At 56.6% G+C, this 2,328-nt stretch carries 1 pseudogene; it reads right to left on the bottom strand.

Features of this window, described 5'->3' with window-relative positions:
* A pseudogene (locus tag AC0LWN_RS32545) lies at nt 1-2,328 on the bottom strand (hypothetical protein); the annotation flags it as partial.

Below are 2,328 nucleotides of genomic sequence, written 5' to 3'. Positions count from 1 at the left end.
GTACCCTCGGCCAGATGCTCCAGCTTGATTATGCCGGGGCTCAAATGGCGTTCCTCCAGCACTCCGTCCGTGAGATGTTCTCCGTATATACTCTGCTGCTGCAAATGCACCGAGTTTACCGAGCCTATCGCCAGCTTATCGCTGTCGATGCTGCCATCCGGCAGCTCGGAGTTCAGCACACCCTCGGCCAGATGCTCAAGCTTGATTATGCCGGGGCTTAAATGACGTTCCTCAAGCACTCCGTCCGTGAGATGTTCGCCGTATATGCTATGCTGCTGCAAATGCACCGAGTTTATCGAGCCTATCGCCAGCTTATCGCTGTCGATGCTGCCATCCGGAAGCTCGGAGTTCAACGCACCCTCGGCCAGATGCTCCAGATGAATGCTTCCGGGGCGAATATGGCGGCTGTCCACTGCTGCCGAAGTCAAATGGCCTCCATATATGCTGCCCGGGGCCAGATGGAAAGAGCTCACCGAACCAGGCGCAAGTTTGCTTCCGGCAATACTGCCATCCAGCAGCAGCTCCGCACTGCGGACCTCATCCGCCAGATGCTCAAGCTTGATCATGCCGGGGTTCAAATGACGTTCCTCAAGCGCACCATCCGCAAGATGTTCGCTTTGTATGATCTGCTGCTGCAGATGCACCGAGTTTACCGAGCCTTTTGCCAGCTTATCGCTGCCGATGCTGCCGTCCGGAAGCTCGGAGGTCAACGCACCCTCGGCCAGATGCTCCAGATGAATGCTGCCGGGGCGAATATGGCGGCTGTCCACTGCTGCCGAAGTCAAATGGCCTCCATATATGCTGCCCGGGGCCAGATGGAATGAGCTCACTGAACTAGGCGCAAGCTTGCTTCCGGCAATGCTGCCATCCAGCAGCAGGTCCGCACTGCGAACCTCATCCGCCAGATGCTCAAGCTTAATCATGCCGGGATTCAAATGACGTTCCGCAAGCGCGCCATCCACGAGATGCTCACCTTGGATGCTCTGTTGCTGCAAGTGCACCGAACTTACTGAGCCTTCCGCCAGCTTATCGCTGCCGATGCTGCCGTCCGGCAGCAAATCTGCAGTGCAGGTCTCATCTGCCAGATGCTCAAGCTTGATTATGCCGGGGCTCAAATGACGTTCTTCCAGCACTCCGTCCGTGAGATGTTCTCCGTAGATGCTCTGCTGCTGCAAATGCATCGAGGTTACCGAGCCTTCCGCCAGCTTCTCGCTGCCGATGCTGCCGTCCGGCAGCAAATCTGCAGTGCAGGTCTCATCCGCCAGATGCTCCAGCTTGATTATGCCGGGGCTTAAATGACGCTCTTCCAGCACTCCGTCTGCGAGATGTTCGCCGTAGATGCTCTGTTGCTGCAAGTGCACCGAACTTACTGAGCCTTCCGCCAGTTTATCGCTGCCGATGCTGCCATCCGGTAGTAAATCCGCTGTGCAGGTCTCATCCGCCAGATGCTCCAGCTTGATTATGCCGGGGCTCAGATGACGCTCTTCCAGCACTCCGTCTGTGAGATGTTCGCTGTTGATGCTCTGTTGCTGCAAGTGCACCGAACTTACTGAGCCTTCCGCCAGCTTATCGCTGCCGATACTGCCATCCGGCAGCAGTTCGGAGGTCAGCGTATCCTCGGCCAGATGCTCCAGCTTGATTATGCCAGGGCTCAGATGACGCTCTTCCAGCACTCCGTCTGTGAGATGTTCGCCGTAGATGCTCATCTGCTGCAGATGCACCGAACTTACTGAGCCTCCCGCCAGTTTATCGCTGCCGATACTGCCATCCGGCAGCAAATCCGCACTGCAGGTCTCATCCGCCAAATGTTCCAGCTTGATTATGCCGGGGCTTAAATGACGCTCTTCCAGCACTCCGTCCACGAGATGTTCACCGTAGATGCTCTGTTGCTGCAAATGCACCGAACTTACTGAGCCTTCCGCCAGCTTATCGCTGCCGATACTGCCATCCGGCAGTAAATCCGCACTGCTGGTCTCATCCGCCAGATGCTCCAGCTTGATTATGCCAGGGCTTAAATGACGCTCCGTAAGCACTCCGTCCGCGAGATGTTCACTGAAGATGCTCATCTGCTGCAGATGTACCGAACTTACCGAGCCTTCCGCCAGCTTCCCGCTGCCAATACTGCCATCCGGCAGCAAATCCGCACTGCAGGTCTCATCCGCCAAATGTTCCAGCTTGATTATGCCGGGGCTCAAATGACGCTCCGTAAGCACTCCGTCCGCGAGATGTTCGCCGAAGATGCTCATCTGCTGCAGATGCACCGAACTTACTGAACCTCCCGCCAGCTTATCGCTGCCGATACTGCCATCCGGCAGTAAATCCGCAGTG

The organism is Paenibacillus sp. sgz302115, assembly GCF_056120445.1.
Note: the sequence above shows the minus strand (reverse complement) of the source record. Positions and strands in the feature narration are given on the sequence as shown.